The organism is Commensalibacter sp. A3DC (assembly GCF_047307945.1).
Taxonomy (GTDB): domain Bacteria; phylum Pseudomonadota; class Alphaproteobacteria; order Acetobacterales; family Acetobacteraceae; genus Commensalibacter; species Commensalibacter melissae.
Genome location: NZ_JAXOQA010000012.1, coordinates 25,317 through 39,288, shown reverse-complemented (window position 1 = coordinate 39,288; position 13,972 = coordinate 25,317). Strand labels below are relative to the sequence as shown.

14 protein-coding genes are annotated in these 13,972 nt (G+C 39.3%); 8 read left to right on the top strand and 6 right to left on the bottom strand.

The window, feature by feature from the left end:
* Window positions 1-133: 133 nt before the first annotated feature.
* The 5 genes from U0839_RS02690 to U0839_RS02670 all read left to right on the top strand — a co-directional run bounded on the left by U0839_RS02690 (window position 134) and on the right by U0839_RS02670 (window position 4,334).
* Window positions 134-637 carry a protein-export chaperone SecB gene (locus U0839_RS02690; protein ID WP_155565994.1) on the top strand — a complete coding sequence of 168 codons (504 nt, stop codon included), beginning with the start codon at window positions 134-136 and terminating at the stop codon, window positions 635-637.
* A gap of 26 nt (window positions 638-663) precedes the next feature.
* Window positions 664-1,266 (top strand): NUDIX domain-containing protein, encoded by a 603-nt coding sequence (locus U0839_RS02685; protein ID WP_155565995.1) that lies wholly within the window; start codon window positions 664-666, stop codon window positions 1,264-1,266.
* 68 nt (window positions 1,267-1,334) lie between these two features.
* Window positions 1,335-2,645 carry a dicarboxylate/amino acid:cation symporter gene (locus U0839_RS02680; protein WP_413550022.1) on the top strand — a complete coding sequence of 437 codons (1,311 nt, stop codon included), beginning with the start codon at window positions 1,335-1,337 and terminating at the stop codon, window positions 2,643-2,645.
* A gap of 51 nt (window positions 2,646-2,696) precedes the next feature.
* Complete coding sequence (folD, locus tag U0839_RS02675; RefSeq protein ID WP_155565997.1) at window positions 2,697-3,566, top strand: bifunctional methylenetetrahydrofolate dehydrogenase/methenyltetrahydrofolate cyclohydrolase FolD; 870 nt, start codon at window positions 2,697-2,699, stop codon at window positions 3,564-3,566.
* Between the two features lie 174 nt (window positions 3,567-3,740).
* Window positions 3,741-4,334: a hypothetical protein gene (locus tag U0839_RS02670; protein ID WP_155565998.1), complete on the top strand. Its 594-nt coding sequence runs from the start codon at window positions 3,741-3,743 to the stop codon at window positions 4,332-4,334.
* Window positions 4,335-4,370: 36 nt separating this feature from the next.
* Here U0839_RS02670 and U0839_RS02665 read toward each other — a convergent pair whose 3' ends face one another.
* Complete coding sequence (locus U0839_RS02665; RefSeq protein WP_155565999.1) at window positions 4,371-4,874, bottom strand: lytic transglycosylase domain-containing protein; 504 nt, start codon at window positions 4,872-4,874, stop codon at window positions 4,371-4,373.
* A gap of 108 nt (window positions 4,875-4,982) precedes the next feature.
* On the opposite strand from U0839_RS02665, the gene U0839_RS02660 reads away from it, so the two are divergent.
* Window positions 4,983-5,729: a methylenetetrahydrofolate reductase gene (locus tag U0839_RS02660; RefSeq protein ID WP_413550021.1), complete on the top strand. Its 747-nt coding sequence runs from the start codon at window positions 4,983-4,985 to the stop codon at window positions 5,727-5,729.
* Here the strand turns inward: U0839_RS02660 and U0839_RS02655 are convergent.
* Entirely contained in the window at window positions 5,726-7,102 is a 1,377-nt protein-coding gene (locus tag U0839_RS02655) for a dipeptidase (protein ID WP_413550020.1), read from the bottom strand. The genes U0839_RS02660 and U0839_RS02655 overlap by 4 nt on opposite strands.
* A 63-nt stretch (window positions 7,103-7,165) precedes the next feature.
* Here U0839_RS02655 and U0839_RS02650 point away from each other — a divergent pair, with 63 nt between their 5' ends.
* The gene (locus tag U0839_RS02650) at window positions 7,166-8,371 is read left to right on the top strand and encodes an MFS transporter (protein ID WP_413550019.1); all 1,206 of its coding nucleotides are present in this window, start codon (window positions 7,166-7,168) and stop codon (window positions 8,369-8,371) included.
* Between the two features lie 24 nt (window positions 8,372-8,395).
* Window positions 8,396-8,956 (top strand): TIGR00730 family Rossman fold protein, encoded by a 561-nt coding sequence (locus tag U0839_RS02645; RefSeq protein ID WP_122124083.1) that lies wholly within the window; start codon window positions 8,396-8,398, stop codon window positions 8,954-8,956.
* A gap of 64 nt (window positions 8,957-9,020) precedes the next feature.
* On the opposite strand, the gene U0839_RS02640 is transcribed toward U0839_RS02645, so the two are convergent.
* The 4 genes from U0839_RS02640 to hpnD all read right to left on the bottom strand — a co-directional run bounded on the left by U0839_RS02640 (window position 9,021) and on the right by hpnD (window position 13,905).
* Window positions 9,021-9,674: a hypothetical protein gene (locus tag U0839_RS02640; RefSeq protein WP_155569656.1), complete on the bottom strand. Its 654-nt coding sequence runs from the start codon at window positions 9,672-9,674 to the stop codon at window positions 9,021-9,023.
* On the bottom strand, window positions 9,674-11,638 hold the full coding sequence (shc, locus tag U0839_RS02635) for a squalene--hopene cyclase (RefSeq protein ID WP_413550018.1): 1,965 nt from the start codon (window positions 11,636-11,638) through the stop codon (window positions 9,674-9,676). The genes U0839_RS02640 and shc overlap by 1 nt, the downstream gene beginning before the upstream one ends.
* Window positions 11,639-11,728: 90 nt before the next feature.
* Window positions 11,729-13,018 (bottom strand): hydroxysqualene dehydroxylase HpnE, encoded by a 1,290-nt coding sequence (gene hpnE / locus U0839_RS02630; protein WP_155566006.1) that lies wholly within the window; start codon window positions 13,016-13,018, stop codon window positions 11,729-11,731.
* Window positions 13,019-13,029: 11 nt separating this feature from the next.
* The gene (gene hpnD, locus U0839_RS02625) at window positions 13,030-13,905 is read right to left on the bottom strand and encodes a presqualene diphosphate synthase HpnD (protein ID WP_155566007.1); all 876 of its coding nucleotides are present in this window, start codon (window positions 13,903-13,905) and stop codon (window positions 13,030-13,032) included.
* Window positions 13,906-13,972: the final 67 nt, after the last annotated feature.

Genomic DNA, 13,972 nt, shown 5'->3' with positions numbered 1-13,972 from the left:
TGCCTGTATTCGGTTTTTTGCTTTCCTCAAAAAAACTTTCAAAAAAAACAATTTGATTTTATAAACAGGTCTTTCGATTCAATTTATTAATAATTTTATACCTATAAATATTTAATTTAAAAGAGAATGCTCAATGTCTAATAAACAACATGAAGAAAAAACATTTTTTTTACCTATCATCCCAGTTAAGGATTTAGTCACCAACATTGAATATATTCGAGAATTAAACGTAAAAATTTTTAATACACCCAAAGTTTTTCTTAAGGTATCTCCAAAATCCGACATTACCGTAACCGTTAATGTCAATGCCCAGCAAATTGAAAAGGATTACCCCCAATTCGAAATTATCGTTATCCTAAATTGTACCAGCCAAAAACAACTTGAAGATGATGATGAACCAACTTCTATTTTTGAAATTGACTTACAATATGGTGCAGTTGTGACCCTTCCCACTTTAAAGGCTGCCAATATAGAAGAATTGTTGATGATACATGCTCCAGAATTATTATTTCCAGAAATTCGCAATATCATCCTGAATATAAGTCGCACATCCAATCTACCCTCTATTCTTTTGCAACCCATTGATTTCGCAGAATTATGGAAAGAAAAAAAATCCACCATGAAAAACAAAAATTAAGAAACCCTACAAAAATGGATACAACAATGCCCCAAAAACTAGACACGGACAAAAAAATTATTGGTCAAGCAGATCCAGGCGGGATTGTTCCGGAATCATCACGTATTGCCTATGAAAACCGTTGGCTAAAAATCCGTGAGGATATCATACGCTATCCCAACGGGTTAAAAGGCATGTTTGGTGTTGTAGAACGAAACGAATTCGCTGTTATTTTACCACTGCATATTAATAATGAGGGAATTAAAATAGTCACCCTTATTCGACAATACCGATATCCTGTGGGTAAATTTATGTGGGAACTGCCGATGGGAATGTGGGAATTAAAACCAGATGCCACCCCCGAGATGGTTGCTGCCGGAGAACTGGAGGAAGAAACAGGTTTGCGTGCCGCCAATATGGTACATGGAGGTATATTATATCAGGGGGCAGGCTATTCAACCCAAAAAGGTCACGTTTTCCTTGCCACTGATTTAACACAACATTCCCCGAAACGCGAAGAGACAGAACTGCATATGACCTGTCATACAATCCCGTTAACTCAATTCGAGGAAATGATTCAAACCGGACAAATAACTTGTATGGTCACAATCGCTGCATTCTGTTTGTTACGTAGTAAAAAATTAGTTTGACTCTCTCTTCCTTCGTTACCTAAAAAAAGATTTAATCGTGTAATTTATGACTTGAGGAAATATAAAGTATGGCAGAAACCCAGCTCCAATATAATAACCCTTCTACATCACGTACCCTTGTCAAACATGCGGTTACAATTGGTTCCACCATGATCTTGGGACTTGTTTTTGGGTTGATCTGTCATGCTTTTGGAGATGTTATTATCTATAAGTCAGCAAATGGCTCAATAACGTTATCAAATTTTATTCTGACCTTGTCTGAATTAATTGTCAATTTGTTTTTGCGCCTGATAAAGATGATCGTGGCACCTCTGGTTCTGGCCACGCTTATTGCCGGGATTGGGAACGTTCAAGATACTAAAACCATAAAAACCATCGGGATCAAGGTTATTTTTTGGTTTATCGGTGCCTCTATCGTTTCCTTGGGTGTTGGAATGCTTGCCGCCAATATCATCCAGCCAGGCAAGAATTTTACGCATAATTTACCACCTGTCTCTGAATCTCATGCAATTTATCATTTTGACCTTATTAAATTTACACTTCATATCGTTCCTGATAGTGTCATTGACGCAATGGCTCATAACGATATGTTACAGTTGGTTGTTTTCGCTGTCTTTTTCGGTTTGTCTTTAGCCACTTTACCTGACAAACAATGTCAACTGGTAAGAGATGTAACAGATGGAGTAGGCAAAGTTATGCTGAAAGTCACCGATATGGTCATGATTATTGTACCATTGGTTGTCTTTGCTTCACTTCTTTCAATAGCAACCCGTAATGGATTACATGTAATTGAAAGCTATGGACTGTTTTTAATCGAGTTTTATGCTGTCATTCTCGTCATGTTCATTATTTTGATCGGAACTGGTTATTTCATGATGGGAAAAAAAGTGTTTAAACTTCTTCCATTCATAGCCGAACCTGTAATGGTGGGATTTGCAACCGCCAGTAGTGAGTCTGCCTTTCCAAGATTACTTGAACAACTTGAAAAATTCGGTGTTCCACCCAAAATATCTAGCTTTGTCGTTCCCTTAGGCTATAGCTTTAACCTTTGTGGAACCATGATGTTCATTTCATTTGCCGCCATTTTCATCGCACAAGCCTATGGTATTCATATGCCCATTGAAAAACAAATCATGATGCTCCTGGTCATGATGATCAGCAGTAAAGGCATCGCAGGAGTTCCACGCGCCTCAATGGTAATGCTCGCCGCTGTCATGCCAGGTTTTGGAATACCCGAAGCTGGACTGCTATTAATTGTCGGAATTGATCAGTTTCTTGATATGGCAAGAACTGCAACAAGTGTTTTGGGTAATGGAATTATTGCAGCAATCGCCAATGAATGGGACATCAGGGCAAACAATACAAAAGAAACAATATGATTTTATCTTTCCCCAAAACCAGTTGAATATAATAAAGGTCACTGATATCTTATGAAAACGCAATTAATTGATGGCAAAGGCTTTGCCGCAAACATGACCCAGAAAATAGCTCTGGAAGTCAAGCTGCTGCAGCAGGAAAAAAATGTAACCCCCGGTCTTGCCGTCATTTTGGTCGGCAATGACCCTGCCAGCGAGGTATATGTCAGAAACAAGACAAAACAGACACACAGGGTGGGAATGCGTTCGTTCATGCATCTTCTTCCTGAAACAACCACACAAGAAGAAATCCTGAATCTAATTGCAAGATTGAATAAAGATCCTAATATTCATGGAATTCTCGTACAGCTACCTCTTCCAAAAGGGTTGAATGCAGACACCATTATTCAGGCAATCACCCCTCATAAAGATGTTGACGGCTTGACAGCCTATAATACAGGAAAACTTGCGCTTGGACATAAAGACGGATTTATACCCTGCACCCCACTTGGATGTCTAATGTTATTGCAAAAAGAACTTTCCAGTTTGAAAGGATTACATGCAGTCATTATTGGAGCGTCAAACTTGATGGGCAAACCCATGGCACAACTTTTATTACAAGAAGGTTGCACTGTAACTATTGCCCACATTCATACACGCAATCCTGAAAAACTTGCCCGTCAAGCAGACATTCTTATTGTTGCGACTGGTTGCAGTGAGCTCGTTAAGGGATCATGGATCAGTGAAGGTACGACTATTATAGATGTCGGCATAAACCGTATCACGACAAAAGATAACAAGACCAAACTGATAGGTGATGTCGCTTTTGAAGAGGCTTTGGGTAAAGCTGCAAAAATTACACCTGTCCCTGGTGGTGTCGGTCCTGTCACTATTGCCTGTTTGTTGCATAATACATTACAAGCAGCAAGAAATACGATAAAATAATTTACACCAGAACTATTTCTTATTATAATTATTGCAATAATATAACAATAATTTCTTAAACCGCTTGATTAATATTAATAACTAAATCATTTAAAAGCGGTTTACAATTTATTAGATTGTTTTCTATAAACGAAACTAAAACTTGCTAATATAATATTTAAGTGAACAATTAAAATGACTGAAATTGATTTTCCCTCTTTACTGTTTGATTCAGCCTGGTATTTAAAAACCTATCCAGATATTGCAGCCGCCAATGCGGATCCTGTTGAACATTATCTGTTTTTCGGATTTCGAGAGGGACGAAATCCTAACCGTTTTTTTAATACCACCTTTTATCTGAATACCTATCCTGACGTTGCTGCAAGCACTATTAACCCTTTTATCCATTATATAATGTATGGTGCCGCGGAAGGGAGATTACCCAGGGCTTCTGATCAACCACCTATACCTTCTACAACGGTAAGCACGGAACTATCAACCGGGACCGATATTCCGTATATGGTTGCCACCGAACCCAACCCACAATCTAAATCTGAAATTAATTTAAGTTTTAAAATCAGTGATTCAGAACCTCCCCAGCAATTGCAAGATAAAAAAACTGCATCCTATGATAAATTAACCTTGAATGCCGTATCTGAGATTAAAACAAAATTACCAAACAAGAAAACGACTGTAAAACCAAAAAACTCATCTGTAGCATCCTCTCGAAAACGAAGTCCGAGAGTTAAAACTCAACGCGTAGCACATGGTAATAGTATAAGCGGATAGGCTGATTTTTGTATAAATTCAAAACTAGATAAATAATCAGTTTCTAACGGTTTTCTTTTTAAATTTTCTTCTTTTTTTTACATTCATTAAACGATGCTGATAAGGAGAGAGATATTTTCCAGCTTTTTTTCTCCTTATTGAAAAATTATTGTTCAAATAAGAGGCTTGAATGATTTGAAACTGATAATGATTGTTTAATTCAGGTGTATGAGAATGATAATTGCCAATCGCCTGCATTAAATTTCCATTTGTCTCTGCAAGATACAATTTAAGAATCGCCCCCGCCACGGCTATATTATAACAATTATCCTGTTTTAATCGTTGATAGATGACTTGACCGGTTTCATGCGTTGTTTCCATCAATGGAACAATCCAACGTGTATTGATCTGCATTACCCCCAAATCCTGCGTGCCATTCTTGTTATTGGAGACAAGATTAGGAGCCCCACCCTCCACACGTTGTATTGCCGGTAAAACAGAGGAAGGCAAATGATGAAATGCAGCAACCATCATCATACATTTTAAATATGTCGCAACCATTTAACTAAATTAACTTTATTCTATTTTATTTTTATATTAACAGTTTAAACATTAAAGAAATTAAATCTATTATTTCAAATCCATTTATTTCATTACAAGGAATTCGTTATGACACGAATCTCGGTAGAGTTAATTCCTAGAGATAGAAATCATATCATTAGTGATATAAAACAAGTCAAGGAATGTTTCCCAATTGCCGACAGCATCAATATTCCAGATCTCATGCGTTTTTCTTTAAGAAGCTGGAACGTTTTTCAGATTACCTCTTCATATTATACACGTTCGATTCCTCATATAAGAGCAATTGATATAAATCCCGACCTTCCATTGCCCGGACATGATATCAATAATTTACAAGAAATTCTGGTTATTCAGGGAGACCCTCCCTCCGATTTCAACAAACATACATATCCCAATTCAACTGAAAGCATTTTAAGACGATATCGAAGGGAACTCCCGCATCTGAAATTGTATGCTGCCTTTGACCCATACCGTCGTTCTCCCAAGGAAGAACTTGAACATGTCCTGTCAAAAAAAGAAGCGGGAGCCTGTGGTTTTTTTACACAACCCATTTTTGATGAGAAAATGCTTGAACTCTGTATGGATTGGTTACACAACAAAACCGTTTTTTGGGGTTTATCACCTGTCATTGGGCCAAAATCGAAATCATATTGGGAAATTACCAACAAAGTTGTCTTTCCACATAATTTTGAAACAAGTTTACAGGCCAACATTGATTTTGCAAAAAAAGCCTTACAAATGATCAAAAAAACAAACCAAAATGCTTATTTAATGCCTTTACGCGTCAAATTAACCACCTATCTATCACCATTACAGGAAATTTTTCAAAACTAGTCTCCCAACGCATATAAAATTCGAATCCAAGATCGTATCCCCTTATGAAATGAACAAAGATTATATTTTTCATTCGGGGAATGAATGCAATCATCAGCATTTGCAAACCCGATTAAAAAAGATTCTATTCCGAATTCACGCTGTAAATCATTAACCACAGGTATGGCGCCTCCACTGCCAATAATGGCTGTTTTATGAAGCCATTCATCTTCGAGCGCTTGACTAATTTTACTTAAATTCTTTCCTTCAAGGGAAACCATACTTGCATTTGAAACACCATGAGAAACAAATTCAACTTTACAATCTTTGGGTATTCTCGATTTTACAAACTGCCGAAAATTTTTCCGAATTTGAATTGGATCCTGTCCCCCAACCAAGCGAAAAGAAATTTTGGCTGAAGCCTGAGCTGGAATAACCGTTTTAAACCCATGTCCTTCATATCCCCCCGTAATTCCATTGATTTCACACGAAGGACGACACCATGTCTGTTCAACGGCATTGAATCCAATCTCACCCGCCGGATATTGCAAACCGATTGGATGAAGCAGGTCTCTATCGGTTTTACCAATTTCCTGCCATTTTTGACGAATCGTTTTAGCAATTTCAGGCACCCCTTCATAAAAATTTGGAATGGTGACCCTTCCTGTATTATCACGTAATGCTGCAATAATTTCAGCCAAAACCTGAATAGGGTTTTGAGCGGCATTTCCGTATAATCCCGAATGCAAATCCCGATTAGCCGCGTAAACGGTAACCTCTTCCCCAACCAAGCCACGAACCATGGCAGTGATTGCTGGCACATCCGGAGTAGCCATATCCGTATCACAAATAAAAGCAATATCAGGATGTAAGATTTCTTTCTGTTGCGCCAAAAAGGTAGGTAAATGTTCTCCTCCACTTTCCTCTTCACCCTCCAAGATAAAGGTGATATTCAATGGAAATTGCTTGTCTTTCATATAAATCGCACGACAGGCTTCCAGGAAAGTAAGAATTTGACCTTTGTCATCTGATGATCCACGCCCATGAATAACCTCTTTTCCTGTTGCGTCGGTTCGGATACAAGGTTCAAAAGGTGGTATTTCCCATAATTCCAGTGGATCGACAGGTTGTACATCATAATGTCCATAAAATAAAACATGCGGGGCTCCCTTTATTTCAGGAGAATTTGCCATGACGATTGGATGTCCCCCAGTTTCACAAATCTGCACATCCAAATCCATATTACGCAAGTAATCATGTAACCACTGTGCTGCCTTTCGACAGTCTTTGTTATAGATTGGAATAGCTGAAATACTTGGAATGCGTAAAAATTCGAATAAACGATCAAGAGATTCTGTTATCCTATGATCAACATTGCAAAGAATTGATTGCAAAATAAACTCCTATTATTATAAAATTTTATTTTAAAGAGATATTTTTTTATTTAATAACCAATAATGATTTTATCCTATCTGAAACCAAAACCCATTACATTAAAGATTCTTGCCGCGGCCATTTTTAATCTTGTATGTTTCATAAATATCGGTATGCCTTTGGCTACAATACCTGTATTTGTTCACAGACAACTCGGATATAATAGTATAATTGCCGGAATTGCTGTTTCCGCAGCCTATCTTGCCACCTTTATAAGTCGCCCGGGAGCGGGTCAATGGCTGGATACCAAAGGGGCCAAAAGTGCAGTCATTATAGGTTTGGGAATTAGTGCGTGCGGGGGACTTTTGACAATTTTGGCTTTATTTTTTATCCATCAACCTCTTATGGCGTTAATAATCATCCTTCTAGGCCGCTTTTGCATGGGTATTTCAGAAAGCTGGGCATCAACAGGTGTTAATGTCTGGAATATAGGTAGGGTAGGAATTGAAAACGCAACCCATGTCATATCATGGAATGGTGTAACCACTTATGGCGGCATGGCTATTGGTGCCCCCTTAGGGGTTTATCTTGCTTCACAGCCCATCGGTTTTATAGGCGGGTTATCTGGATTTTCTATTCTTACTGTCATTCTGGCTTCAGCATCAATGCTTCTAGCATCAACCTATCCAGCCATCATTCCCGTTCCAACCGCTAGACGTTTATCTTTTACCAAGGTATTCAAACGAATTTCAGCTTACGGCTGCTGTCTTGGTTTATCAACTATCGGATTTGGCAGTATTCAAACTTTCATTGCCTTATATTTTATTAGCAACCACTGGACAGGATCTGCCATTGCCTTGACAATTTTTGGCGTTTCCTTTGTCATGATCCGATTTATTTTCAAAAATTCACTTTTAAAATATGGTGGTTATATTGTCTCTATCATCTCCCTATTTACAGAAACCATTGGTCTTCTTCTGCTTGCCACACAAACCTCAATAATTGGTGCATATATTGGAGCGACCTTGACAGGATGTGGTTTTTCACTCATCTATCCAGCCTTGGGTGTTATTGCCATATCAAAAGTCAGTAGTGAAAATAAAGGAGCGGCCCTTGCCTCATTTTCTTTATTTCTGGATATGGCCCTTTTTATTTCCGGTCCCCTACTGGGTCTAATCCAAAGTCATCTTGGATATGATTATCTTTATTTGTCAGCCAGTTTTTTTGCTTTTTGTAGTGTTCTGTTAACCTATGGGCTATATTATCAGAATAAAACAGCCTCTATTTAACAATGATATATTAAAGAAAATTTCATGACTCATTACAATTACTCAATTACCGTTTTCTGCGGTTCAAAATGCGGAAACAAATCCATCTACATTCAGGCGGCAAAAGAATTGGCAAGCCATTTTGTTCACAATCAATTACGACTTGTCTTTGGCGGTGGCAGTGTGGGTTTGATGGGAATAATATCAAATACCATGATTGACCTTGGTGGATCCGTCAAAGGTATTATCCCGCAATTCCTTATCAAAAAAGAGGGGCAACATTCTCGTGTAAATGATTTAACCGTTACCGAAGATATGCATTCCAGAAAAAAGATTCTTTATGACGAAGGAGATGCCTATCTGATTATGCCTGGAAGTATCGGGACTTTTGACGAATTCTTTGAAATACTTACTTGGCGCTATCTAAAGCTCCATAATAAACCGATCATCATTGTAAATGTCGATAATTGGGCTAGGGGCATTCATGATCAATTAAACAATACCATCGAACAGGGATTTGCAGATAAGTCCCTGTTGAAACTCTTTGAAGTTGTTCCTGATGTACCTTCAGCGATAGAATCTTTGAAAAAACAGATGAAATTCTAGAAAATAAATATTCCTGTTACCATAAAATTCTGTAACAGGGATTTCACATATTATACAATATTTTCTAATGAAAATTGGCAAGATACCGTTTTAAATGCCAGTATGCTCGAGCCATATCCATACCCACGCCAAACAAATCCTTAATCTGGAATGGACAGGTTAACAGACTTCCGGCAATCCTGGAAAAATTCAACTTGCCATCCTGTGTCAAGACTGAAGAAACAAGAGGTGGAAGATTCCGACTTGCCGTATCGCATACAACACGTAAAACAGCAAACGGAATATGTTTCTCCTGAGCAAACTGCGCAACCAGACCACTTTCCATATCAACTGCCAAACAGGCCGAATCTTTAAAAAGCCTTTCTTTTTTTTGGGCAGAGGTCACAATTTCATTGCTATGCAATAAACTTCCGAGCTTGACTTCTGATTTTTCCGCCCCCAACCAGGTCCTTAATTCGGCATCCGCATGATATTCCCTATTCTCGGCAACTACACTATGCGACAATAATATTGTACCTGCCTTAATAACGGGATCCAAACCGGCAGCAAATCCAAAAGATACGATTGAATCAATTTTTTCCACCGACAATCGCTCAAGGGCCTTTTTTGCACCCAGATAGGTAGCCCCGCTCGTTTCAACAGCAGCGGGAGCTAAAGTTGAGGCTAATCTTGCCTCAAAATCCATTCCAACCAAAATACCAAGGCGGTTGTATATCATTAAAACCCAACCTCGACTTTTCCACTGTTACTCGCTTGAAGATTGCGAAAACGTGATAAGGCCAATAAAGGAAAAAACTGTTTATATCCATGATAACGAAGATAAAACACTTTTGGAAACCCCACGGCATTATAAGGGTTTTCTTCCCAGTGACCATTTTCTTTCTGGGCGCTCATCAGCCAGGCCATCCCTTTTTGCACCGCTGGGTGTTTGACTTGTCCCGCTGCCATTAATCCGAGTAATGCCCAGGCAGTCTGAGAAGGCATGCCTTGATTATAAACGCCTTTTGGCGCATCCTCATAGGAGGCTTCATCTTCACCCCATCCTCCCTCTGGTCTCTGTACATAAAGTAACCATTTAACCGCACGTTTTATCATTGGATCTTCATGAGAAATTCCAGCTGCATTTAAGGCGCATAAAACCGACCATGTTCCATAAATATAATTCGTTCCCCAACGCCCGAACCAGCAACCTGCATCTTCCTGTTCAGAACGTAAATATTGAATTGCCTTATCGATTACCGCTTTATCTTCGGGATAATTAAGCTGTGCCAGGAAAGAAACACAACGCGCCGTTACATCAGCCGTAGGAGGATCCAGCAACGCGCCATGATCGGCAAAAGGGATATGATTCAGGATCATTTTATTATTGTCGATATCAAAGGCCCCCCAACCACCATTCGAGCTCTGCATGCCAATTATCCACTGACGGGCACGTTCAATTGATTCGGCATGTTCCGGATTACAATCACGATGTAGCAACATACCGACAACAGCCGTATCATCAACATCTGGATAATAATCATTTCTATATTGAAATGCCCATCCTCCAGGAGCTGTTTCGGGAGAGTTAATAATCCAGTCTCCCTTTACATCCAAAATCTGGCGATCTTTCAGCCATTTCAAACTTTTCGCCAATTTTTGTGAGGTTACCTCTCGATCCACTGCTCGATTATGACTTATGGTTTCAATTACGGCATGGCCAGTCAAGGCAGTATCCCAAATAGGTGAAACACAAGGTTGACAATAGGCTTCTGTATCCGTCTCAATCAATAATTTTTTCACAGAACGCCAAGCAATCGCAGCGCGTGGATCATCATCGGCAATTCCCAACGCATGATATGCCATCACAGAATTTGCCATGGCTGGATAAATTGCTCCCAGCCCGTCTTCCCCATTCAATCGTGCATCAACGAATTCCAATGCTTTCTGAATGGATTTTTTTCGTAAAACAGATGGAATATATTTTTCAGCAGGTCTTACAACTTTATCCAGTCCTTTAAAGACATGTCCCCAATAAGACCGGAACGGACCCTTAATCCAATCGCTGACCTGATCAGGCGGAGTTACAAACAATTCCTGAATATGAATACTACGAGGGTTAATCGCCTTGGGTTTCAAAGCGGCCAGAATCAATAAAGGAACAACAACTGTTCTGGACCAATATGACATATTCCAAATGGAAAACAATGCTTTCTTGGGCATCAGCATCAATTCAATCGGCATTGCAGGAGTGGCATGCCATGGAACCTCACCAAACAACGCCATTTGAATACGTGTGAAAACATTGGTTCTTTCCGCACCGCCATGCGCAAGAATGGCCTCTCTGGCACGTTTCATATGGGGTGCATCAATATCATCCCCAATAGCCTTTAAAGCAAAATAAGCCTTTACGGAAGCCGAAAGATCAAATTTTCCTTGATAATAAAGAGGCCATCCACCATGATCCCCTTGGATACGGCGCAAGTACACGCCAATTTTATTTTCCAAATCCCGGTCTATACGATTCAGAAAATGTTCCAACAATACATATTCAGCAGGGATAGTTGCATCCGCCTCCAGTTCAAATACCCAATGTCCATCTTCATTCTGATGTTCAGTTAATACATGCTGTGCTCGAGAAATTGCTGCGTCCAAATCGTCATTATCTATTCCCTTTCCCAAATCACCAGTATGATCTAGCATAATTGAATATTTCCTTATTTTATTATAAATAAACCATTACTATTTGAATTTTGATAAAAAATCTAACCTTAATTATCCCGAGTTTATAAGCTATAAAATAGCCTGAGCCGCCTTATATCCCGAACGGATAGCCCCCTCAATTGTTGAGGGAAGACCTGTAGCGGTCCAGTCTCCTGCCAAAAACAGGTTTGGACATATCGTATAACAGGAAGGACGACGTTTATTTTGTTCTATCGTTGCGGCAAAACTGGCCCTTTTTTCCCACAACAGACGATAGGACGGCACGTCTTCAGGCAAAGGGGAAAAAAAGAAAGGTTCAAGGGTTGTCCTGATTTCCTGCCAAATTAATTTTGATAAATTTTCAGGATCGGACCCCGTAAAACGATTGGCGGCACTTACAGTTACCGAAATCACCCCGTCTTTAACAAAAATCCATTCACTAATTCCACCAATAACACCGATGAACCTTGCCTTTTCGACACTCCCCTTCATTTGCAAGGCAAAATCAACTTTATAATGAAGATTCAATATACTTTCAAATTCATCTGGCAAGGGAATGTCAGGTAAAATCGGAGATAAAACCTGTCTTGCCGTATAAGGATTAACCGCAAGAATAACCTGGTCCTCTGAATTAAGTTCTATTTTTTCATTATTCACGATAAAATAATCAATATATCCGTCTTTCCGATGCAGTTCAGAAAGACGGGATGTCGCATGAACTTTGCCCCCTTGCAATTTTATCAGAGATAAAGCCGGTTTTACAAAGGTTTCTGACAATCCCTCCCTTGGAAAATAGGGAACACAGGCCTTTCCTCCCTTTAGCAAAGACTGACGCACAACAGAACCCAGCAAAATTGCGCTACCAACCTCACAAGAAGTATTCAAAACAGAAATGGCAAACGGTTTCAGAAGACGACGGGAAAATTCACCATTTACCAAACAATCGGCAACAGTTTGACTATGATTTGCCTTAATTAAATGCCACAAAGCCATCAATTCGGGAAATTTAAAACCTGGAACCCGACGGTTTTTACTAAATAGCCACCAAGGGAATCTTCCATTTGATAAACTAACATCCCAATGTTTGTTTTCATCAAGATCAAAAAAGGGAAATAGGGGAATTCCTGAACTGGTCAGACTGTTCATGGAATCTATTTTGTTCAAATAATCAAAAACGGCATCATTTCCAGAAAGAATTAAATGATTACCGTTATCGATCAAACGATCCAATTTTGAATCATAAAAAGAACGGGCCCGCCCACCAAATGTTGGACTTCCTTCATAAAGCGCGATTTGCGCATCTGTCCTTGAAGATAAAAAGACAGCGGCAGACAAGCCAGCCAGCCCCCCACCAATAATATGAATATGTTTCTTTGCCATATTATTGAACGCTATACCATCAATCCAGCCATACCAACAATAACTTTTTCCCCTGTCGATAAGGATGCTCTTTTAAAAGGTTTTTTCCACCCCAATTTTTTTTGTTTACCCAATAAAAAGCGATAAGTAGCTGCCATAATTTTTGCAGGCCGAATGGCATCAACTTTACATTGCCTCATATAGTTCGCGGCAGAACGAAAATGATCCAGGGCACGATATGACATAATATTGCAAACTTCTTGAATTGAGGGATTCTCCATACATCGTTCAGGAATCAGGGAAATATGAAAACGTTCCAACAATTCTTTCGGTAAATACAAGCGCCCTCGTTCGATATCTTCCTCTAGATCGCGCAAAATATTTGTTATCTGTAGTGCCCGGCCCAAATGATAAGCGACTTTTTCAGCCGCTTCTGATGAATCCCCAAAAATCCGGATTGCCAAACGACCCACTGCCGAAGCGACCCGATCACAATACAAATCTAGTTTGACTTCATCAGGAGCAATAACAGGATTTAATACATCCATTTCCATACCATCAATAATGGCAAGAAAATCTTCTTTCCTCAATCCAAACTGTTGAATTGAGCCCAGCAATACATTCTCAACGGAACCATCAGCCTTTCCATTATACAGAAGCTCAATTTTATCGCGCCATTTCTGCAATTGTTTCTGTTTAACCTCAGGTTCACCCATATCGTCCGCAATATCGTCAACAATGCGACAAAAACTGTACAAGGCGAACATACCGTAACGACGCTCAGGGGATAACATTTTCATGCCTGCGGCAAAAGATGTCTTGGCATGACGAACGATTGCCTCGACAAAGATCAAATCAAGCTCGCTACATCCCATTATCTGTGCAGTTTCAGCTAGCGGCTTTTGCATAATTTGATCGGACCTTTCCATAGTTAAAAATAAATTAAGTCAGTTTTAAGCAAGAAAACAAAAATTA

Coding starts and splice junctions, on each gene's coding strand:
- U0839_RS02690 (WP_155565994.1), top strand. CDS start 134: ATGTCTAATAAACAACATGAAGAAAAAACATTTTTTTTACCTATCATC.
- U0839_RS02685 (WP_155565995.1), top strand. CDS start 664: ATGCCCCAAAAACTAGACACGGACAAAAAAATTATTGGTCAAGCAGAT.
- U0839_RS02680 (WP_413550022.1), top strand. CDS start 1,335: ATGGCAGAAACCCAGCTCCAATATAATAACCCTTCTACATCACGTACC.
- folD (WP_155565997.1), top strand. CDS start 2,697: ATGAAAACGCAATTAATTGATGGCAAAGGCTTTGCCGCAAACATGACC.
- U0839_RS02670 (WP_155565998.1), top strand. CDS start 3,741: ATGACTGAAATTGATTTTCCCTCTTTACTGTTTGATTCAGCCTGGTAT.
- U0839_RS02665 (WP_155565999.1), bottom strand. CDS start 4,874: ATGGTTGCGACATATTTAAAATGTATGATGATGGTTGCTGCATTTCAT.
- U0839_RS02660 (WP_413550021.1), top strand. CDS start 4,983: ATGACACGAATCTCGGTAGAGTTAATTCCTAGAGATAGAAATCATATC.
- U0839_RS02650 (WP_413550019.1), top strand. CDS start 7,166: ATGATTTTATCCTATCTGAAACCAAAACCCATTACATTAAAGATTCTT.
- U0839_RS02645 (WP_122124083.1), top strand. CDS start 8,396: ATGACTCATTACAATTACTCAATTACCGTTTTCTGCGGTTCAAAATGC.
- U0839_RS02640 (WP_155569656.1), bottom strand. CDS start 9,674: ATGATATACAACCGCCTTGGTATTTTGGTTGGAATGGATTTTGAGGCA.
- shc (WP_413550018.1), bottom strand. CDS start 11,638: ATGCTAGATCATACTGGTGATTTGGGAAAGGGAATAGATAATGACGAT.
- hpnE (WP_155566006.1), bottom strand. CDS start 13,018: ATGGCAAAGAAACATATTCATATTATTGGTGGGGGGCTGGCTGGCTTG.
- hpnD (WP_155566007.1), bottom strand. CDS start 13,905: ATGCAAAAGCCGCTAGCTGAAACTGCACAGATAATGGGATGTAGCGAG.